Raw genomic sequence first — 20,322 nt, forward strand, 5'->3', positions numbered from 1 at the left:
TTTATGAGTTCTTAAAGTAGTTAATGGTATGTAAATCCTTAACATGACTTGATTTTAAATCATAGCCGATATGTGTGTTAGCCGGATCCATAGCCATCCCTGATTTTTTTGTCAGCCACATCCATAACGTTTTTGACTCTTCATCATCAAAATAAAAGGTGACCTCATAATCGTGCGTTCGGATATCCATTACACCATTTAATTTTTCCGCTTCCTGAAACGCCTGCTTCAGCATTTGAATTTCTTCCTCATCAGTCGTTGTATAAGTCTTTTGATCGTCCGTCTTCTTCACCACTACTTTTTCAATGGGATGATGAGGCAATAAGTTTGAAGAGCTGCAGCCGGATATTAGAAGAAAAAAGATGCCAATTCCACCCAGAACCTTTCTCATGACGTTTCCCTCCCTGTATAAATAGACGATTTTAAGGTGGAAAATGTTTCAAATTTTTGTATAAAAATTTAATGGAAGGATTACAGACCTCTCGTATGTAATATATAAATAGACACAAAATTTTTCCTGTTAGGGGGATTCGAACATGGCAATCGTTCGTTTTGGGATTTTAAGTACAGCAGGAATTGCACAAAAACAACTCATTCCTGCCATCAGTCGAGCAGAGAATGCGGAAGTCCGGGCCATAGCAAGCGGCAGTGATTCGGGAAAGGCCATGGATGTGGCTTCTCAGCTTCACATTCCTAAAGTCCATGAAAGCTATGAGGCTTTATTAGATGATCCGGAAATTGATGCGGTATATATTCCTGTACCTAACCATTTACATAAGGAGTGGGTAATCAAGGCGGCGGAAAAAGGAAAGCATGTCCTATCTGAAAAGCCAGCTGCCATTAATGCTGTTGAAACAAAAGAATTAGTGGAGGCCTGCGAAAAAAACGGGGTCAAATATATGGAAGGCTTCATGTATCAGTTTCATAGTCAACATGATCGGGTGAAGGAAATCATCGCTTCAGGGGAAATTGGAGAGGTGCAGCTGATGAAGGCGAGCTTTTCTTTTTTGCTGGATAAGCCAGAAGGAAATATTCGTATGGATCCAACCAAAGGGGGCGGCAGTATTTATGATATCGGCTGCTACTGTATTCATTCCATTCGCCACATCTTAGAAGATGAGCCTGAAAGTGTCCACGTGGAGGCGGATGTTGACCCTGAGTTTGGGGTGGATACGTCGGCATACGGAATTTTTCATATGAAAAGCGGGATAAAGGCGGTATTTGATTGCAGCTTTAAAATGCCTTTTCGTTCCAAATATGAGGTAGTAGGTACAGAGGGAATCATTACGGTACCTCGTGCTTATCGACCAGATAATTATAATCATAAGGGAATTGTCAGAGTTGAAAAAGAAGGAGAAGTTCGGGAAGAGACACTTATTAAGGATCAGTATAAGGCAGAAGTAGAGCATTTTTCACAGGCGGTTCTGGAGGACGGGGAGCCGTTCTATACAGGGAGGGATACCATTCGTAATATGGAGGCTATTGACAGGTGTTATTCCTTTGTAAATTAAGGTTTCGCGAAGACTAAGGAGGCGAAAAAATGAACTATCGTCAATTGGGAAATACAGATTTAAAGGTTAGTGAATTAAGCTTCGGAACCTGGGCGATAGGTGGAGCATGGGGAAAAACGTCAGATAAGGAAGCCCTGCAGGCACTGGATGTTGCAATGGATGCTGGAGTCAACTTTTTTGATACAGCGGATGTTTATGGCGATGGCCACAGTGAAGAATTACTGGCTAAGGCAACAAAAGGGAAGGAAGACCGTATCCACATTGCTTCCAAATTTTGCAGAGCAGGCGATATTCATGACCCGGACAACTATTCGGAAGAGCAGGTGCGTACCTATTTGGAAAATACGTTGAAGCGACTGAACCGTGAACGCCTGGATCTTTATCAGATTCATTGCCCGCCAATGGAGATATTAAAGGATGGTAAAGTATTTGAGGTGCTTGATAAGCTGCAGGAGAAAGGGAAAATCAGGTACTACGGTGTCAGTGTGGAAACCGTAGAAGAAGGACTGCTCTGTCTGGAAAATCCAAATGTGCGTACGCTTCAGGTAATTTTTAATATTTTCCGGCAAAAGCCTTTAGAAGAACTGCTGCCTAAAGCCAAGAAGCAGGGTGTCGGGATTCTGGCACGAGTTCCCCTGGCCAGTGGTCTGCTGACGGGTAAATTTACCAAAAATCATCAATTTGAATCGGATGATCACCGCCGATTTAATCAGAACGGAGAAGAGTTTAATGTCGGGGAAACCTTTGCCGGTCTGGAATTTGCAAAAGGTGTGGAACTGAGTGAGAAGCTCAGCTGGATTGCGAATAACCGGGAAAATATGACCAGAGCAGCTTTACGGTGGATATTGGATCAGAATGAAATTTCCTGCGTCATCCCGGGGTTCAAAAACATAAAACAGGTGGAGGATAACCTCGGAGCTTTATCTGTTCCATCTTTTAGTACGGATGAGGCGAATCAGTTGAAGGAATTTTATCGGAATGAGGTTCATCCCCATATACGCGGGGCTTATTGATGGAAGGGGAGCTTAACGCTTTCCTTCTTATTTTTCTATAAAAAGGAGTGACCACGTTGTTTCTTGTATATTTGCTTCTTTTCTTTGCCTTGATTGTTTCTATTGGTTTTCTTTTTGACCGGAAGCATAAGGTGAAGGATCCACAGAAAATGAAGGAACAGGATCAGAGTCGTGATCGTGCACTGGCTGAGACAGAACGACAGACGATGAATAAGACGTTTCAGGATCACAGTCATTGGTAGGGACGTTTTTTTAGACCAGAAAGGAGCATTCCCATTCAGGGGATGCTCCTTTTTTTGCCTGGAGCCACAGCTGAACAAACGGAGCTTCCGCCTTTGTTCCGCGTATCATTTGTCGATAGCTTGTTAGTATTTAGAATGTTTTGACAATTTTTGTCAATAAGCTTGATTTTTTAATTTTAGCTTATTATTGTAGTTAATAAGATTGACTTATAATTACAAAATTTAACAATACACCCACGAATTTTACTACATTTTCAATAATCATATTCTGCAGGGAACCACTGAAATATTCCTCTATGAAAATACTTCAGACACAAATTCAATTGATAGTAAAAGTTATGAAGAATCATGGAACACATTGTTTTTTAAAACGATTAGAAAATAGTGTAACCATTAAAAAGGGAGGAACCTTGATGAAAAATTATAATTACAAACGGAAGCTTAAGAGGTTAAATGACGTAAAAATGCAGAGAACCAAAAAGATGATTGCTTCATCAGCCGTTGCTACATATTTGGTTGTGGGGACCCCGGGAGCCCCATTAGGGAATCTGTTAATTGATCCCAGCTACACGGTTGAAGCAGCAAGCCTGTCCGATGTGAAATTATTAAACGATGTTTCTGTTGATGCTAAGTTAACGGAGCAATCGTCATCCTACACTCTTTCTTTAGGAATGACGGGAACAGGAGCGGCGGATGCTGAAATTTTAACTCCAAATCGAACGGTTGTATTTTATGCACCTGAATTGGCAGGGAAACTGACAGCAGATGGTACTGCCGATGTATCTGTAGAGATTTTACCAATTGCGATGGAAGACTTACCAGCTTTAGATTCTGCTATCAGTGATCTAACCGCGAATTTAAATAAGTTAACTAAGGGTCTGGAATCCGGGATTGATGGAGCGGTTAATGACACGCCTATAGCTAATCTGGTTAAAGTTAATGGTTTAAAAGAGCTGAATAAAGCTATTGATAATTTTAATCATTTAGATGAATCTTTAAATGGTTTGTCAAAATACCAGGATTCAGTGTCTGCTACTGTAAACCCTGATGGAACAGTTGTTGTTGAATTCTCTGATGGATTAGGAAACCATCTGGCGCCATTAATACAGGATGTCGTAAAATCAGCTGTTCAGGATGTTCTGAAAGCAGTGGATAATATAGACGTTGAATTGCTAAGCGGAGACCCAACAGGAATGTTGAGTGGTTCATTAAATGGATTTGTTATCGATCCAATTGTTGAACCTTTAATTGGAGCTGTAACGAAAAGCGCAAACGACGTTGTTGATCAATTATTAAGTAATACCACAGTTATTACAAACGAATTGGCAGGAGCACAAGTGATTGGAAACACCACTGTAAATGTTGATGTAAGTGTGGAAAAACCAGCAGGAGTTGATGGAAGTACAAAAGTATTTGCAGCAGGCTTAACCGACTCGACTATTGATGTCCCATTACTTAGTAGTTTGTCTGATAGTACAGAAGTTACATTTAATGAAGATGATGATACGGACGCCGACGCCGATGCGGACGCTGACGCGGATGCCGATGCTGACGCGGATGCGGACGCTGACGCGGATGCCGATGCTGACGCGGATGCGGATGCAGATGCGGACGCCGATGCAGATGCGGACGCCGATGCAGATGCGGACGCCGATGCCGATGCGGACGCCGATGCAGACGCCGATGCGGATGCTGACACGGATGCGGATGCCGATGCGGATGCTGACGCGGATGCGGATGCGGACGCCGATGCAGACACCGGCACGGATATTAGCCAAGATGTTACAGGAGATACAGAGCTTCCGGATACAGCAACAGGCATGTGGACGACAGGTTTAATAGGTGCGGGTGCTGTTCTTGCTGGTATTCTTGCCCGACTTTTTGCCAGACGTAAGAGTTCATGATGAGAAGCAAATGCCTTCCGGGTATTTGCTTCTTACCTTTAAATCGTACCGGGGGTTATGGATATGGAATCTGTAAAGCCTAGTGAAAAGAAACAATCCTTTCGTGATCAGGCTGACCGTTTATATATGTATATTCGAACATCCGATTTTTATCATGAGCTTGTTCATTATCCGTCCGTGCATGTATTTCTCACCGTGGGCTTTCAACACCGTCGTGCTACAGTTTTACATGTCAATAAAACAGGATTTGAAGAAACATGGAAAGCACTCGTTAAACAAGCGGAAGGCTCTATTCATCAAACGCCTGATTACTTGAAGGCCGATATTGTTACGCATAAGAAACCTATCGACATCCTTTCATTCATTGATTTAATAACGAAAACCAAAAAGAATTATTTCCGTTTTGGCGTTAGTTTGGACAGGAGTTTCCGACAGGCCTTCCTTGAACAGGAAGTAAACGGAAATGCCATGATTCAGTTTGATTCCAGGAAGAAGCGTGGATATTTAAAAGAGGTAAACATACAGAACTACATCAAAAAACACCGGCCTGACATGAAGCCTGTTGATTTCAGGAAGGTGACGAACCTTTATTTATTTTCAACAAAAGGTTTTTTTATGGATGACAAACGCTGTTATGAGTTAAAGGATACCTGGCTTGACAATGGGCGCAGAGATACTGGACTGGATGGTGACGAAATTCATGAGCTGGTTACGTCCGGACAAACGTATTTAACGTCTTTAAATCAGGATAATGGCAAATTTATTTACGGTTATTTTGCATGCTTTGATAAAGAAATTCATTTTTATAATATGTTACGTCATGCCAGTACGGTATATTCCATGATTGAAGCTTATGAATTTAACTCAACAGCGGAGGCTGAAAACGCCATAAAACGTGCGCTGCAATTTCTGAAAACAGAGGGGATATATTTTGCTGACAAACAAAGGGCCTATGTCGTGGATGGCCCGAATTCAAAAAACAAAGAAATTAAATTAGGTGCAAACGCTGCTGCCATTTTAGCCCTTACAAAGTATACAGAGGTGTTTGGTGACGATCGATATATGGAACTGGCCCAATCCCTTGCCAAAGGAATGCGGTCCCTGCAAAACGAGGATGGAAGCTTTGTACATGTACTGCAATACCCGTCTCTGACCATAAAAGAGAAATTCCGTATTGTCTATTATGATGGGGAAGCTGCTCTTGCTTTCATGCGGCTGTACAAACTTGATAAGGACCCTCAGTGGCTGGCGGCTGTAGAAAAAGCCTTTGATTATTTTATACATAATCAATATTGGAAGCACCATGACCATTGGCTAAGCTACTGCACAAATGATTTAACCATCTATCGCCCTGAGGAAAGGTACTTTGAGTTTGGGCTGAAAAATACAAAAGACAAATTGAGTTTTATCGAAAAGCGGGAAACCACATATCCCACGTTTTTAGAACTGACCATAGCTGCATACCAAATGATTAAACGTATGAAAGAACAGGGGTATGATCATTTACTGGACTCTTTTGATGAGGAATATCTGGAGTCTGTGATCCATAAACGTGCCGAATACCAGCGCAATGGGTTTTTTTATCCTGAACTGGCCATCTATTATAAAAATCCAGCCAGAATTACGGGAAGCTTTTTTATCAGACATCATTCTTTTCGTACCCGCATAGATGATATTGAACATTATTTATCAGGTTATATTGCTTACTATCAAACCTTTATGGGTTGAATAAGGGGGGATTCCTATTGAAGTTCCTTAGTAATGTGCTGATTATTACAGGAATCTTATTCATCGGCTATTTCGGCTATCAATTTCTGTCATTCGAAATCGGACAAAATCAGACGCTGGCAGAGGCGCAGGTGCTCATCGACCGTTATCAGCAAATGAATGGCAAATCCGGTGGAGAGGCAAACTTTCAAGCAGACCACATGGATGCGTTTGGTACACTAGAAATTCCGCGTCTGAAAAAAACGATCGGTATTGTAGAAGGGGCAGATGAAGAGGCGCTGGCAAAAGGTGTGGGGCATATGTCACAAACTTCTTTTCCCGGACAGAATGAACAAATTGTATTATCCGGACACAGGGACACCGTTTTTCGCGATTTTGGGGAACTGAATATCGGTGATCAGTTTGTTGTCCATATGCCTTATGGTGACTACACTTATGAAATTCGTAAAACAGAAATTGTCCCGGAAGATGATACATCGGTTGTAGGAAAAGCAGGTAAGGAGGAGCTCGTTGTTTCTACGTGCTATCCGTTTCATTATGTCGGAAATGCCCCGGAACGTTTCGTTGCCTATGCCTATCCGGTTGAAAATAGTAAAAAGTGATAACATGCGGTTTGGAATCGTCTGATGGGGGCAGGGCGAATTTAAGGCCTGCTGCAGTGTTTCGTACACAGAAAACCTTAGATCGAAATCAGCCCTTAAAAATTTATCACGCATTAACTGGCTGTAATACCCCCACTGATGGAAGTTTCCCTTTATAATTCTTTACGTTTTAATATTTCAACTGCAGCAAACAGCATTCCGATGATCAGAACGATGGTTGTGCCAATAGCCCCCCACATTTCTCCGGTTAAAGTGCCTGTAAAAAGATAGGTACTGATGTAGGAAGAAATATGACCGGGGCTCCAGGTTAGGATGTGACCGAATGCACTCGTTAAAAGATTGACAAGAACAATCAGTAAAATGGACAAGAATAGAACCATACCCGGGCTCTTAAACCAGGTATTTACAAGGACCGCAATCGTTATAAAAAATATCAGATAAATCCCATAGATGAGAAATGCAGTCAGAAATTTATCAAAGCCCAAATCCCCGAATAAAATATTTGTATAATACCACCCGGCCAGCAGTCCTGTGAACAGAGATACCAGGACTAATGTTGAAAGGGCCGCCCATTTTGCCGTGACATAGTTGGCAAACTTAACGGGTTTGGACAAAACCAACTCATATACGCCGTTTTTAAGCTCGCCTGCAATCAGTCCCATTGAGATTAAGCCGATAATCAGGATTCCAAGAGAATTCATTTCGTTTATACTTAAAAAGAAGGCTTCAGCTGGAGGAGGAGTAGGGATATTGATTTCGGCTCCTTCTGGCATACCACCTGTCGCATCAATAATCTTTGGTAAATAATACATCGTGATCTGATCCATAATCCCAAAGATGAAAAAGACAATCGGAACCCAGATCCATTTTATATTACGGGCGTATTCCATCATTTCACGTTTATAAATAACCGACCATTTCATCAGGAATTCACCACCTTCATAAACACATCTTCCAATGTTGTTTTCGCCTGCTCAAATTTGGTAAGCGGCCACTCATTTACAGTAACGAGCTGTAATATCTCTTTCCTCGCTTCATCCATGTCACGTACGACAACTTCTACTCCTTGTCCAACCGGGCGTACATGCTGAATGGACGATAGGTTTTCCAGTTCTGATTCCAGATTCTCCGGATAGACAGCAAAATTTAATTGTATTTTTCCGGTTTGATCCAGATGATTCAGTTTTTCCAGTGATCCGTGTTCCACAAGCTCTCCGTTGTGAAGCATCAGCAGTTCATCACTGACTTCCTCTGCGTCATTTAAAATGTGAGTCGAGAACAAAATGGTCGATTCCTTTTTCAGTTCCCGCATAAGGTCCAAAACTTCACGCCTTCCGATCGGATCAAGGGCTGAAACAGGTTCATCAAGGATAATCAGCTTAGGATCATTTATGAGAGCCTGAGCGATTCCCAGACGCTGCTTCATTCCCCCTGAATATTTTTTGATTCTCTGCTTTTTCGCATCCTCCAAACCAACTCTCTTAAGTAATTCATTGGCACGCTCCGTGGCTTCTGCTTTGGTTAAGTAGGAAAGCTGTCCAACGTAAACGAGAAATTCTAATCCACTCATCCAATTATGAAAGGAAGGAAACTGCGGCAGGTAGCCTGTGTATTGACGAATGTCTTCAGATAGGGACTGCTGATCAAAACTGATTTGCCCATCAGTCGGACGGCTAAATCCAGCGAGCATACGAAGCGTCGTCGTCTTCCCGGCGCCATTAGGACCGAGGAGTGCTACACATGTTCCAGGCTGTAATTCAAAGGACACATCGCTGACCACTGTTTTTCCATCAAATGCTTTCGTTAATCCCTGAACATCCATTAACGACATGTCTATTGCCTCCTTCCAAAAACAAAGTAAAGTACAGGTCCCAAGATACTTATAAAAATACAAACAACTGCCCATACCCATTTCGGGCCATTGGTCTCATCAATTCGTATTAAATCAATAAGTGCGACAATCATCAAAATCAATTCCACAATGAGCAGGGGAGCGATTAATGCCCAGTTTATGTCCGGCATGTCACTCATCTCCTTTCTTTACATTTACGTTTTCCCATTTGGATAGGTTTCATAAAGTTATGCAGTTAGCAGTTCAACCCAAAAAAGCTCCCAGTCTAATCCAATTTATGATTGGATTAAACCGGCAGCGATTTGGACTTGTTCCTGATGGCGGGGGTTTATTTGTCCATCCTTGTGGCGAGTGCTGTTTTTAAAATGAATGTCGGTATGCCCGTTGAAATGATTATCTTTTATATATTGAACATCATGGGGCATGGATGTCATGGACCCGGCGATTTTATGACCGTTCACTTCTACCAGCACAGCACGCTCCTTCCAACTGAAAGATCCTCCCCATACTTCTTTAATAATGGCTGTATCTTTAGCAGTTGCGGGCTCAACGTCGGCGTGGTTGGCCCCTATCGTGCGGGTGACATAAAAGGATTTTCCTGTAGCAAAGTCGGTAACCTTTGCTGTTGAATCAATCGTAAAGACGTATTGTGCTTCTGTCCACCAATCTAAAAATTCACCATGTTTTTCGCTGACCGTTGGCTGTACGGCGATTTCATGCACAGGTATACGGAGCTCCTGTCCAATGGATAAAGCTGACTGGGTGGTCAGGTTGTTGGCTCTTAACAGCTCTGCTTGGGGAATGCCGTATTCTTTACTTAAAGCCCAAATGTTATCTCCTGCTTCTACAGTGTGTGTTTTATAGACAATTCGATTTTGCGTAGTTGCTGCCGTTTCATTAAGTCTTAACGTCTGGCCAATGTACAGGGTGTCACTTGTTAAATGGTTAATGGACTTAAGCTCACTCACACTTAAACCAAAACGATTTCCTATAGAGGATAAAGAATCCCCGGACTGTACTGTATAAATGACCGGTCGGTTGGCAGCCTGCTCAGCTTCTGTTTGCGTATTCTGCATATCACTTTCTGTTACAGGGGCGTTATCTGGTATAGTTAAAATCTGTCCTGCCCGAATCGTATCAGAAGTTAGCCCGTTTGCTTCCTTAATAGCGTCTACTGTTGTGTTGTGAAAGGAAGCAATCCCGATGAGTGTGTCTCCGGATTTTACCGTGTAGGTATCCAGTTCGTCATCGGTTAAGACTGGCTGCTTAATTTGTGTTTCAGCACCAGGGATGGTGAGCTCCTGTCCAACACGAATGAGGTCAGATGATAATCCGTTTGTTTGTTTAATTTGATCGACTGTCGTTCCAAACTTTTTCGCAATGAGTGAAAGGGAATCTCCAGCCTGCACAGTATAGTTGACAGTTTGAGCGGACTGAGTAGGACTTTCCGTATCCTGAGCTTTTGGAATCGCCAGTGTTTGTCCAATCACTATTGTATATGAACTCAGACCATTTGCATGTTGGAGCTGATCCACTGAAACTCCGTATTGATTCGCGATCCCGTAGAGCGTTTCTCCGGCCTCAACGGTGTGGGAGGTATCAACCAAAACTGGTCGGGGAGCTGCTTCCTCTTCCGCCTGGATCGAAGTCGGAATCAGCAGGGTCTGACCTGCAAAAATGGTTGGCTCATGTAAATGATTGGCCTTCATAATCACATCAACGTTCGTTTGATGGTCCCTGGCAATACGATAAAGGGTATCACCGGCTTTAACGGTGTAGGATGCTGCCGGAATCGTTAAGGACTGGCCGGCTTTAATCGTATCGCCCGGAAGATTGTTTGCAGCTTTTATATCATCAACATCAATATCGTATTTTTGAGCGATGGAAAAAAGGGTATCCCCGCTTTCGATGGTATAAGTTAAGTTTTGATTTTCCACCTTGGTAATGCTGCTTGCTTCAACAGGGTTTGCAAACATCCCTTGTGTCAGAGGAATGGAGGCAATAATCATGGAACCGAGCATTACCTTAACAACATTTACTCTCAGATTAGGAACCTTTGTCCGTAGATAGTGAATAGCCCCTTTTTTTAAATCTGTTTCCAAATTCGAATCATCCTTGGTTCCTAATTCTTTTGCAAATTCTGTCTGATTTGGTTCAAGATATAAAATGACGTTATAACCATCTTTTGTCTGTTCTAATCTATGGTGTTGAAACATGATGTTCATTCTCCCCTTCTTAAGTGGATGGTACTTTTATTGTTACCACTAATGAAGGGGTTGAAAGGGCTAAAATATTGGAAATGCAGTGGCTGAAAATGGGAAAAATGCAAGAAATTATTCTGGATGTTCAGGCTATTATTAAAAGAGGAATCATAAATAAAGCAGAGGCGGATTGTTTAAATAATTTTGTTTTGATTACGGATGGTGTTTGCACGATCTTAAATAAAAAAGAAACCCTGAAATCAGGGTTTCTTTCAAGTTTATAGATGGAGCATAGCGGGCTCGAACCGCTGACCTCTACACTGCCAGTGTAGCGCTCTCCCAACTGAGCTAATGCCCCGTGTTTTTCAGCGATTATTATTTTAACTTGATTTTTGGAGTTTGTAAAGGATTTAATCATAAAAAATAGCGGCTGATATTGATCAGCCGCAAAATCGAGTCAATGATTGTCAATGGGGACTATATGGTTAAAGGGGAGGAATCTCTTGCCGATCTAAATCGACAAACATAGATCATTGACAATCACTTATTAACATTATTGTCCACATATTCACTGCTTTATACATACAATTTTTAAAAGTTATACACATTATCCACAGATAAATCGTGAGTTATGCACATATTTTTGTTCACAGGAAGGATATTGTTATAAACGCATTCACAACGTTTATACACATTGTGCACAATGCTGTGGAAAACTTTTGTTCACAGGGTATCAGGATTTAGTCCTGTTTTGTTTAAATACTTTGTCTGCCTGTTTAAATTCCCTCTGATATAATACCTGTTGCGTTTTCGAAAGGTTGAAACGCTTTTCTTCGTTTGTTCTTTGCTGTTTACCCATGAATACCACCAGCCTTATAGAAGAATTTGCCTTCCATTAGTAATCTTTCCAAGGGTTAAATAAAATATGTACAGCTTTCCGGTTTAATGCTTTAAAGCATGTGGGGACAGTCCCCAAGATGTGTTATAATGGCCGGAGAGGGGGAAGATGCTTTGGCTAAAATCTCCAAAATTACCACTCAAAAGAAAAGGAAAAATCGCTTTAACATTTTTATAGAGGAAGGTAAGGGTGAATCCTATGCCTTCAGTGTGGATGAGGATATCCTTGTGAAATATGCCTTGCGAAAAGGTATGGAAGTTGATCAGGCAACAATGGAGTCCTTGAAAGCACAGGATGAAATACATAAGTTTTACGGGATGGCTGTAAACCTGCTCAGCTACCGGATACGCTCTGAAAAGGAGCTGACCGATTATTTGCGCAAGAAGGAGGCTGAGGAGGAACAGATACAACAAGTCCTTAACAAACTGAAGCAGGAAGGCTATGTTGACGATCGTGAATTTGCCTATACGTTTGTAAGGTCGAGGATGAATACGTCGAGTAAGGGACCTTTACTTTTAAAAAAGGAATTGCTTGAAAAAGGAATTACCGCCGCTATAGCCGAAGAAGCCATTGCCGTCTATTCACCGGAAACGCAAAGAGAAAAAGTGCTAAAGCTGATTGAAAAAAAGCTTAGTTCGCGTTCGAAAAAATCCTTCCAGCAGCAAATTCAGTCTGTACAGGCCACACTTGTTCAAAAAGGGTTCTCGACTGACGTGATCCGTGATAGCTTACAGGAAGCCAGTGCTACGTATCGCGATCAGGATGCTGAGAAGGAGGCTGTGATGCATCAGGGGCTGAAGCTTTTAGGGAAATATCAGCACAAGGCAGAGGGCTATGAGCTTAAACAGAAAATAAAGGCAGGCCTGTATCGAAAGGGCTTTGAAATGGACAAGATTGAAGCTTTTATCGATGAGCATGTGGAGTCAAAGGCATAACAAAGGGGAGAGATGACAGAATGGAAATGAGATACAGTGATATGACCGTGGAGCAGCTGCGCGAGGAAATTGCAAGACTTACGGAAAAAGCGCAAAAGGCCGAGCAATTAGGCATGGTTAATGAGTATGCAGTCTATGAGCGTAAAATGATGATGGCAAAAGCATATATGATGGATCCTGCAGCCTATGAAGCCGGCGATATTTATGAAATTGAAAATACACCTAATCATTACTTCAAAATTGATTACAGGAATGGAGTTTTTGTCTGGGGAAAGCGAACCGACCGTGAAGGGAACCCCATTGCCATAGATACCGAACAGGAAGCATTACCTATCTCGATGCTGGGGAATTATATGCCACCGGAAAAATAGGGCTGGTGCCTGTCACCACCCGGATAAGCTCGAAAATTGTCGAAAAAACAACCTCTGGCATCTGCTTGAGAGCCAGAGGTCGTTCGACAAATTTCGGGTGGTGACAGGCACCACCACCTCTACGTCCGTTTGCTCACCTGAATGGCGTTGATGATTTCGGTTTGTGTTCGTCTGGTTTCGCCGCCTACCTGGTTGCTGGCATGCTTGACTTTGGCATGCGGTGCCTGGAAGGGTGTGTTTTTCAGATATTTTTGCTTTTTAAAACCCATGCTTATTCCACCTCATTTTCATTTTGTTGAGATGATTTCGCCATTCTCTCCTGTGGATGGGTATTGATGGTCCCATCAGCCCGCTTGGAAGAGAATTTTGCTTTTGCATGTGGTTTTTCCTCGTAACGCTGGATAGGAAAATTCTTAGCTTTATTCCGGACCATTTGCGTTACTCCTTTATAATCGAATTGCACGGTGTCAAAAACCGTGCTTTTATAGTGTTTGTCAGGAAGGCTGTTGTATACGGAACGACTCTTAGGTAATAAGAGGAAGCCCTTATTCCGTAACTCAAATGACTAGTTCGGAACGGGGTGCAGTTTCTTCTGCAGCTTTTCCTCCGAATAAATCCAACCGGTATAGGAATTCTTAATGTTATAATCATGGTCCAGCTTGACAACCGCCACAAATGGATAATGCCCCTTGGAACGATAGCGTAAATCAATGAAGCGTACTTCCGTATAGCGGTCTAATTCTTCAATTTCCCAACGGTAGACAGGTGAAAAGGAGATAAATGCTTTGACATTCCGGTCCTGCAGCGCCTTTTTCATAGCTGGGTGGTCCGGGAGTTTTTTGCGAATAAAGGTATCCACAACTTTAATTTCCCCATTTTCAGCCTGGGCGACATAAAAATGGTCATCGGTGGTTATCGCCAGCTTCCAAAAATTATGCCTAATGGTTGGCGAAGTAACAATCTGCTCCACATCATCAAATTGCTGATTAATTTTGGTTATGATGTCCTGCTTGTCATAGTACCTTTTCAAATAGTACAAAAACAGGACAAAATAGAGAATGAGAAAAGTAAATCCGGGATCAGCATCGAAAATCAGCCAGGCAATAATTCCAATGATATGGAGGGCAAATATATATGGATCAAACGTATTGATCCAGCCGAGTGCTATCCAATTCTGGTTAAACGGCCGGGCTGCCTGAGTCCCATAAGCATTAAAAATATCGACAAATACATGTAAAATCACAGCCAGGAGCGTCCAGAAAAACAAGTGCCAAAAAGCGGTCTCAGGTACGAATGTATGGATGGTCGTTGAAATGGCAGCTCCCCAGGCTAAAACTGCTGGCACGGAATGGGTAATTCCCCGATGGTTTCGAATATACAATGCATTATTTTTAAATTTCAGGATGGTATCAAAGTCAGGAGCATTGGAACCTAAAAGTGTCCCGACTATTATGGATTGAAATACTATGGAATCCTGCTGAACCACAGGATCGAGTGTTGAGAGGCCGCCCAGAGCGACTCCCATCGTGATGTGTGTGGCTGTATCCATCGTATCATCCCTTCAAAGATTTTGTTTTGCAGTAAGGAAGGAGTCATTCATTATGTACGATTATCAATCCCGCGTTGAAGAATTGGATATAGAAGCTTTTCAAACGAATCTAATACAATGGTTTTCGGAAAAACACCGTGATCTTCCCTGGAGGCAGGATCCGACTCCCTATCACGTCTGGGTATCTGAAATTATGCTTCAGCAGACCCGAGTGGACACGGTGATTCCGTATTATCAGCGCTTTATGGAAAAGTTCCCTACACCTGATGCGCTGGCAAAAGCTGATGAACAGGACGTTCTTAAGGTGTGGGAGGGCTTAGGATATTATTCCCGTGCCCGTAATCTTCAAACCGCTGTACAAGAGGTAGTTGAAGAATACAATGGTAAAGTTCCTGATAATCCTAAAGAGCTCGGTAATTTAAAAGGAGTTGGCCCTTACACAAAAGGGGCCATTTTGAGTATCGCCTATCAGCAGCCAGAACCGGCTGTTGATGGAAATGTTATGCGTGTTATATCCCGTATTTTAAGAGTAGAAGAAGACATTGCCAAGCAGAAAACAAGAAAATTGGTTGAAGGTATCATTAGCGATATCATTTCCCGGGAAGATCCGTCGTCGTTTAACCAGGGTCTGATGGAATTAGGTGCATTAGTCTGTAAACCGAAAAATCCTGTTTGTTACGAATGTCCTCTTCAAGATCATTGTCAGGCGTATAAGCATGATTTGCAGGAAACCCTGCCGATTAAGTCATCCAAAAAGAAACAAAAAAGAAAACCATATGCTGTCCTGATAATTAGAAATGAAAAAGGAGAAATCCTTGTGCAAAAAAGGCCTGAAAAAGGGCTTCTGGCCAACCTCTGGCAATTTCCGATGATTTCATTGGAAGAGGTTGATTTCTCCAGCATCATCCAATGGTTCCGGAATGAGTACGGTCTTCAACTTGAGCTTGATCAACAGGTAACGAATATTAAACATGTGTTTTCCCATCTTGTATGGCAGCTGGATGTATATGCAGCTACGGTCAAGGATGGGACACTTGCGCAAGATAAGGGTGTTTTTCTGGATTATAGCGACTTAATACAGCTTCCTTTTCCAGTGTCCCATCAGAAAATGATCCCGTTTATATAAAGAGATAAACGGATCCTTTACAGTAGCCATTTCTTATTTTGCCTCCAATAAGAAATTCCATTCACGTGAGGAATTATTTGGTAACCAGGAATCAGGATATTGGTCTGGGTTATGGTTACATTAAGTAGTGCGGAGGTGATAAGGATGGCTAACAAGAAAACCCAATCTGGCACTAATGTGCAGCATGTAAAACAACAAAACCAACAAGCTGCACAAGGCCAAAGCCAACAGCAAGGTCAACAGCAGTTTGGTGCTGAATTCGCTTCTGAAACGGATGTGCAACGCGTAAAACAACAAAACCAAAAGTCTCAACAAAACAAAAAATAACCCCCAATCCTCGTTGAGACCATGAAGAGCAGAGCACTCCAGATGATGCTGGAGTGCTCTTTTTCGTGGAGTGTATTCTGTTTTCATTTGGCTCGATGTATGGGTATAATATATACAGGACATGCGTTTGAGCGGAGAAAGGGAGATTTTATGATAATTCCCGAGCCGGGTCAGAAAATAGAAATTCAAAGCTATAAGCATAATGGACAGTTGCATCGAGTTTGGGACAAAACAACGGTTTTAAAAGCGAACCACAATGTATTAATTGGCGGAAATGATCGGACCCAGGTGACCGAAAGTGATGGGCGGACATGGATCACCAGGGAACCCGCGATTTGTTATTTCCATGCAAAGTATTGGTTTAATGTCATTGGCATGATTCGTACAGATGGACTTTATTATTATTGTAATTTAGGATCTCCGTTTGCTTTTGACGAAGAAGCGTTAAAATATATTGATTATGATCTGGATATTAAAGTTTTCCCGGATATGACATTCACGCTGCTGGATGAGGATGAATATGAGCAACATAAACAAGAGATGAATTACCCCCAGGTCATTGACTCGATTTTGCAAAACCAGCTTACGATTCTGCAGCGGTGGATTCGACAGCGTAAAGGGCCGTTTGCTCCGGAGTTTGTGGATCAGTGGTACGAGCGCTATTTAACATATTTAACATAAGAAGAAATAAATTATAGTAATGACACGTTTAAGGCCTGCCTGAGTCTTCAGCAGGCTTTCGTTCATGTTTTGGGGGTGCATGCTGCAAGACTTCATAATTTTTTTAAACAAACACAGGATATGCACATGGGAGTGAGCAGTTTTGGGAGTTATTAAACGTTATTTACAGTTCGTAAAACCCTATAAATGGCGATTAATTCTAACCATTTTTATAGGGATATTAAAATTTGGAATACCGCTATTATTACCTTTAATTATAAAATATGTCATCGATGACGTTATCGGTGCTGAGCAATTATCACAGGCTGAAAAAATTGATCAGTTATTAATGATTATGGGTATTGCGTTCTTCGTCTTCCTAATCATTCGCCCGCCGATTGAATACTTCCGCCAGTATTTAGCACAATGGATCGGAAGCAAGATTTTATATGATATTCGGGATAAACTGTTTGACCATATTCAGAAATTAAGTCTGCGCTTCTATTCCCAGACGAAAACCGGTGAGGTCATTTCCAGGGTCATTCATGACGTAGAGCAGACCAAACAGTTTGTAATTACAGGACTAATGAACATCTGGCTGGATATGATGACGATCGCCATTGCGGTTTCCATCATGTTTACGCTCGATGTCTGGTTAACGTTGATATCCATCGTTCTGTTCCCGCTATTCGGTTTTTCCGTAAAGTATTTTTATTCCCGTTTACGCCGACTTACACGGGAAAGATCCCAGGCACTGGCAGAGGTTCAGGGTTATTTGCATGAACGGGTTCAGGGAATGCCTGTCATTCGCAGCTTTGCCCTTGAAGACCATGAACAAAAGCAATTTGATCAACAGAACCATAAACATTTGCAAAAATCCCTGGAGCATACAGCGTGGAACGCAAAGGCCTATACCGCAACTCACACCATCACCGACTTGGCCCCATTATTAGTGGTAGGCCTTGGTGGGTATCTGGTAATCAGCTGGGGCCTTTCCATTGGGACGATGGTTGCTTTCGTTGGGTATATGGACCGGGTGTATAATCCGCTGCGACGCTTAGTTAATTCAGCGACCATCCTTACCCAAGCTCTTGCATCGATGGATCGTGTTTTTGAGTTTCTTGACGAAGAATATGATATTGTCGATAAAAAGGATGCCAAAAAATTAACGAACGTAAATGGAAACATTCAATTTGATCATGTTTCCTTCAAGTATGAAAAGGAAGAGGAAAACGTCCTGAAAGATATTTCCCTGGATGTGAAAGAAGGAGAGACGATTGCATTTGTCGGAATGAGCGGGGGCGGAAAGTCGACGCTCGTCAGTCTGATTCCGCGTTTTTATGACGTTTCGGATGGAAAAATTTTATTGGATGGCAAGGATATCCGGAAATATAAGGTGCGATCCGTACGTGATAATATTGGAATGGTGCTTCAGGATAACATTTTATTTAGTGATTCTGTTGCCATGAATATCCGTATGGGGAACCCGGATGCGACCGATGAAGAGGTAATTGCAGCAGCCAAGGCAGCGAATGCCCATGACTTTATCATGGATCTGTCTGATGGCTATGACACCCTGGTTGGTGAGAGGGGCGTAAAATTATCCGGGGGACAAAAGCAGCGTGTGGCGATTGCCAGAGTGTTTCTGAAAAACCCGCGGCTTCTTATCCTTGATGAAGCAACGTCTGCACTTGATCTGGAAAGTGAACATTTAATTCAGGAAGCACTGGAAAAATTGGCCCATGACCGAACAACCTTTATTGTTGCCCATCGACTGGCGACCATCACTCACGCCGATCGCATTGTTCTGATTGAGGATGGGGAGATTAAAGAAATCGGCAGCCATGAGCAATTAATGGCGAAAAAAGGTCATTATTACGAGTTGTTCCAGGTTCAGCATTTAGACCAAATAGAGACTAGTACCATTTAAATACTATTACAAAAAGGTCATCCATGTTGCCGAAAATGCAGCATGGATTTTTTTATTGCGGCGTAATCTTCCTTAGATTCCCCCTCAATACTTAAAGGAGCAGGGATGTATAGGTGGGAGATAAAGAACGCTAATACCCCGATTCATTCAACTAACAATCAGTATGAGGTGAATAGAACTCCCACTGATTGAGGTTTCACTTTATAGGTCACTGATTGTCTTGCCAAATTGGCTTGATAGGGATCCCTAATAAACAAAACAACCAGAATTCATTCAATGCTCAACCTCCATCACAATTCATTACTTTCCGTTTTAATACTCTCCTGCTTATGATACTGCTGGTAGCTTCCCAGGAGTTTTTTTAAATGTTCCAGCTGATTTTCATAATCCATCAATTTTCCGGCAAGAGGGAGAAACTGCCATGCATCGCTTTTATTTTGTGTAAACGCAATGATATCTTCCAGAAGGGCTGTGATATCCTCTCCCTCATCAGGATGGACAACCTGTTCATCATCTTCCCTTATTTTCCCCATGCACATCATAATAAGTTTTTCGTGGATATGAACGACTTCATCAATTTGCTTTACAATCCGTGTCTTGAGGTCATGGGATAAATGACCAAGTGTCTGATCATAGCGCTGCAGCGTACGTAAAACTTCCAGGGATTTTTTAGCTGTATGAATCAACTGTCGAAATAAGACTTGTTTTCTTGCCTTTGTGTACCGGCGTTTGCGGGAATACGTACGTTCCTCGGAAAATAATAAGTACGTATGATCAAGCTTTGTGATATCTTCAATTAGTTTTTCAATTTCTTCTTTTAAAGCGGGCTGATCGGATAAGTGTCTGGATGAAAGGCGAATCCACTGTAAAATTTCATTGGAGGTCTGCTCGATTTGTTTAAATAATCTTGTTTCATATTTTGGCGGCAGAAAGACAAGGTTAACAAGCAGAGCCGAAAAAATTCCGATAAAAACGGATGACACTCTGGTAACAGCAAATTCTACAAAGGGCATATCGGTGGTTTCCATAATCGCAATAACTGTTACAACTGCAAGCATGACGATTTCCTGTTTCATACCGAAGCCAATACAGATGGCCATAACTAAAATAATCGTAAAGCCAATAATGACCGGATCATTTCCCAGCATTGACACCATAACAATGGCAATAACGGCTCCGAGCAAATTCGCCTCGATTTGCTGCAAAACCTTCTGATAGGACCGGTATATGGAGGGCTGTATGGAAAAAACAGCAGCAATACCGGCAAAAACAGCAGCTGTAAAGTCAAAAAGTAAAGCCGCATACATTGCGATGGACACGGCCAATCCGGTTTTCAACACTCTGGCACCAAATTTCATTGTTCCATTCCTTCCTGAAATAAACCTTTATCACTGATGTATTATAACGCATTTAAGGGAAAACAGAAGAATATCATTGAAAACTTTATGAACGATTTTTCGACAAAATACGAAC

At 42.0% G+C, this 20,322-nt stretch carries 23 protein-coding genes and 1 tRNA gene; 13 read left to right on the forward strand and 11 right to left on the reverse strand.

The genetic code is table 11. The features are described from left to right. Position 1: 1 nt before the first annotated feature. Positions 2-391, reverse strand: coding sequence for a YhfM domain-containing protein (locus ACZ5OK_RS02685; RefSeq protein ID WP_343842069.1), 390 nt, complete (start codon positions 389-391; stop codon positions 2-4). Positions 392-536: 145 nt separating this feature from the next. Between ACZ5OK_RS02685 and ACZ5OK_RS02690 the strand changes: the two genes are divergently transcribed. The 6 genes from ACZ5OK_RS02690 to ACZ5OK_RS02715 all read left to right on the forward strand — a co-directional run bounded on the left by ACZ5OK_RS02690 (position 537) and on the right by ACZ5OK_RS02715 (position 7,000). Next, positions 537-1,511 (forward strand): Gfo/Idh/MocA family protein, encoded by a 975-nt coding sequence (locus tag ACZ5OK_RS02690; RefSeq protein ID WP_343842071.1) that lies wholly within the window; start codon positions 537-539, stop codon positions 1,509-1,511. Positions 1,512-1,540: 29 nt separating this feature from the next. Continuing rightward, positions 1,541-2,524: an aldo/keto reductase gene (locus tag ACZ5OK_RS02695; RefSeq protein WP_343842074.1), complete on the forward strand. Its 984-nt coding sequence runs from the start codon at positions 1,541-1,543 to the stop codon at positions 2,522-2,524. Between the two features lie 56 nt (positions 2,525-2,580). Continuing rightward, positions 2,581-2,766 carry a hypothetical protein gene (locus ACZ5OK_RS02700; protein WP_343842077.1) on the forward strand — a complete coding sequence of 62 codons (186 nt, stop codon included), beginning with the start codon at positions 2,581-2,583 and terminating at the stop codon, positions 2,764-2,766. Positions 2,767-3,179: 413 nt separating this feature from the next. Beyond that, positions 3,180-4,670, forward strand: a complete 1,491-nt coding sequence (locus ACZ5OK_RS02705; RefSeq protein ID WP_464758374.1) for an adhesive domain-containing protein — start codon at positions 3,180-3,182, stop codon at positions 4,668-4,670. Positions 4,671-4,733: 63 nt separating this feature from the next. Beyond that, the gene (locus ACZ5OK_RS02710) at positions 4,734-6,398 is read left to right on the forward strand and encodes a hypothetical protein (protein ID WP_343842083.1); all 1,665 of its coding nucleotides are present in this window, start codon (positions 4,734-4,736) and stop codon (positions 6,396-6,398) included. Between the two features lie 17 nt (positions 6,399-6,415). Continuing rightward, positions 6,416-7,000, forward strand: coding sequence for a class D sortase (locus ACZ5OK_RS02715; protein WP_343842086.1), 585 nt, complete (start codon positions 6,416-6,418; stop codon positions 6,998-7,000). Positions 7,001-7,152: 152 nt separating this feature from the next. Here the strand turns inward: ACZ5OK_RS02715 and ACZ5OK_RS02720 are convergent, their stop codons facing one another. The 4 genes from ACZ5OK_RS02720 to ACZ5OK_RS02735 form a co-directional block, all read right to left on the reverse strand. Continuing rightward, positions 7,153-7,923 (reverse strand): ABC transporter permease, encoded by a 771-nt coding sequence (locus tag ACZ5OK_RS02720; protein ID WP_343842088.1) that lies wholly within the window; start codon positions 7,921-7,923, stop codon positions 7,153-7,155. Further along, positions 7,923-8,831, reverse strand: a complete 909-nt coding sequence (locus ACZ5OK_RS02725; RefSeq protein WP_343842090.1) for an ABC transporter ATP-binding protein — start codon at positions 8,829-8,831, stop codon at positions 7,923-7,925. The genes ACZ5OK_RS02720 and ACZ5OK_RS02725 overlap by 1 nt, the downstream gene beginning before the upstream one ends. Before the next feature lie 2 nt (positions 8,832-8,833). Continuing rightward, a complete protein-coding gene (locus ACZ5OK_RS02730) occupies positions 8,834-9,022 on the reverse strand; it encodes a PLD nuclease N-terminal domain-containing protein (RefSeq protein ID WP_343842092.1) in 189 nt (62 codons plus the stop codon). A 105-nt stretch (positions 9,023-9,127) separates the two neighbouring features. Next, positions 9,128-11,068 (reverse strand): LysM peptidoglycan-binding domain-containing protein, encoded by a 1,941-nt coding sequence (locus ACZ5OK_RS02735; RefSeq protein ID WP_343842094.1) that lies wholly within the window; start codon positions 11,066-11,068, stop codon positions 9,128-9,130. A 23-nt stretch (positions 11,069-11,091) separates the two neighbouring features. Here ACZ5OK_RS02735 and ACZ5OK_RS02740 point away from each other — a divergent pair, with 23 nt between their 5' ends. Then, positions 11,092-11,337, forward strand: coding sequence for a hypothetical protein (locus ACZ5OK_RS02740; RefSeq protein WP_343842097.1), 246 nt, complete (start codon positions 11,092-11,094; stop codon positions 11,335-11,337). Position 11,338: 1 nt separating this feature from the next. Here ACZ5OK_RS02740 and ACZ5OK_RS02745 read toward each other — a convergent pair. Together ACZ5OK_RS02745 and ACZ5OK_RS02750 are read right to left on the reverse strand one after the other, a co-directional pair. Further along, positions 11,339-11,411, reverse strand: a tRNA-Ala gene (locus tag ACZ5OK_RS02745). A gap of 375 nt (positions 11,412-11,786) precedes the next feature. Then, entirely contained in the window at positions 11,787-11,912 is a 126-nt protein-coding gene (locus tag ACZ5OK_RS02750; RefSeq protein ID WP_162038925.1) for a YfhE family protein, read from the reverse strand. Positions 11,913-12,064: 152 nt separating this feature from the next. Between ACZ5OK_RS02750 and recX the strand changes: the two genes are divergently transcribed. Together recX and ACZ5OK_RS02760 are read left to right on the forward strand one after the other, a co-directional pair. After that, complete coding sequence (gene recX, locus ACZ5OK_RS02755) at positions 12,065-12,886, forward strand: recombination regulator RecX (protein WP_343842101.1); 822 nt, start codon at positions 12,065-12,067, stop codon at positions 12,884-12,886. A gap of 20 nt (positions 12,887-12,906) precedes the next feature. Then, complete coding sequence (locus ACZ5OK_RS02760; RefSeq protein ID WP_044163837.1) at positions 12,907-13,257, forward strand: YfhH family protein; 351 nt, start codon at positions 12,907-12,909, stop codon at positions 13,255-13,257. 119 nt (positions 13,258-13,376) lie between these two features. On the opposite strand, the gene ACZ5OK_RS02765 is transcribed toward ACZ5OK_RS02760, so the two are convergent. The 3 genes from ACZ5OK_RS02765 to ACZ5OK_RS02775 form a co-directional block, all read right to left on the reverse strand. Then, positions 13,377-13,526 carry a YpzG family protein gene (locus ACZ5OK_RS02765; protein ID WP_343842104.1) on the reverse strand — a complete coding sequence of 50 codons (150 nt, stop codon included), beginning with the start codon at positions 13,524-13,526 and terminating at the stop codon, positions 13,377-13,379. 2 nt (positions 13,527-13,528) lie between these two features. Continuing rightward, positions 13,529-13,690, reverse strand: a complete 162-nt coding sequence (locus tag ACZ5OK_RS02770) for a small, acid-soluble spore protein K (RefSeq protein ID WP_063826227.1) — start codon at positions 13,688-13,690, stop codon at positions 13,529-13,531. Positions 13,691-13,822: 132 nt separating this feature from the next. Further along, positions 13,823-14,806: a metal-dependent hydrolase gene (locus ACZ5OK_RS02775; protein WP_343842109.1), complete on the reverse strand. Its 984-nt coding sequence runs from the start codon at positions 14,804-14,806 to the stop codon at positions 13,823-13,825. A gap of 52 nt (positions 14,807-14,858) precedes the next feature. On the opposite strand from ACZ5OK_RS02775, the gene mutY reads away from it, so the two are divergent. The 4 genes from mutY to ACZ5OK_RS02795 all read left to right on the forward strand — a co-directional run bounded on the left by mutY (position 14,859) and on the right by ACZ5OK_RS02795 (position 18,849). Beyond that, a complete protein-coding gene (gene mutY / locus ACZ5OK_RS02780; protein WP_343842112.1) occupies positions 14,859-15,932 on the forward strand; it encodes an A/G-specific adenine glycosylase in 1,074 nt (357 codons plus the stop codon). A 144-nt stretch (positions 15,933-16,076) separates the two neighbouring features. After that, positions 16,077-16,259, forward strand: a complete 183-nt coding sequence (locus ACZ5OK_RS02785) for a gamma-type small acid-soluble spore protein (protein WP_044163831.1) — start codon at positions 16,077-16,079, stop codon at positions 16,257-16,259. A gap of 150 nt (positions 16,260-16,409) precedes the next feature. After that, positions 16,410-16,940 (forward strand): nucleoside tri-diphosphate phosphatase, encoded by a 531-nt coding sequence (ntdP, locus tag ACZ5OK_RS02790; RefSeq protein WP_343842118.1) that lies wholly within the window; start codon positions 16,410-16,412, stop codon positions 16,938-16,940. Between the two features lie 142 nt (positions 16,941-17,082). After that, entirely contained in the window at positions 17,083-18,849 is a 1,767-nt protein-coding gene (locus ACZ5OK_RS02795; protein WP_343842119.1) for an ABC transporter ATP-binding protein, read from the forward strand. 290 nt (positions 18,850-19,139) lie between these two features. Here the strand turns inward: ACZ5OK_RS02795 and ACZ5OK_RS02800 are convergent, their stop codons facing one another. Next, positions 19,140-20,207: an FUSC family protein gene (locus ACZ5OK_RS02800; protein WP_343842122.1), complete on the reverse strand. Its 1,068-nt coding sequence runs from the start codon at positions 20,205-20,207 to the stop codon at positions 19,140-19,142. Between the last annotated feature and the right edge of the window lie 115 nt (positions 20,208-20,322).

Source organism: Salinibacillus aidingensis, assembly GCF_055393355.1.